Raw genomic sequence first — 280 nt, 5'->3', positions numbered from 1 at the left:
TGCGAACCAGTTGGGGTCGAAGGGGAAGCCGGCCTGGCGCATCTCGCTGATGACGTCCTCGAAGTCCATCTTCACGAAGGTCGGCAGCAGGAAGCGGTCGTGCAGCTCGGTGCCCCAGCGGGTGGACGGCGCCTTGTAGGGCTCGTCCCAGAAGCGCGCGATGAAGGCGCGCAGCAGCAGCTGCTGCGCGATGCTCATGCGGGCATGCGGTGGCATCTCGAAGGCGCGCAGTTCCAGCAGCCCGAGGCGGCCGGTGGAGGAATCGGGCGAGTACAGCTTG

At 67.1% G+C, this 280-nt stretch carries 1 protein-coding gene; it reads right to left on the bottom strand.

Annotated features, from left to right (window positions below; translation table 11 throughout):
• The coding region (locus CVH10_RS19725) for a transglutaminase family protein (protein WP_146143133.1) at nucleotides 1-280 on the bottom strand (280 nt) is incomplete at both ends.

Origin of the sequence: Halomonas sp. ND22Bw (genome assembly GCF_003011945.1) — a bacterium.
Taxonomy (GTDB): Bacteria; Pseudomonadota; Gammaproteobacteria; order Pseudomonadales; family Halomonadaceae; genus Halomonas; species Halomonas halophila.
Note: the sequence above shows the minus strand (reverse complement) of the source record. Positions and strands in the feature narration are given on the sequence as shown.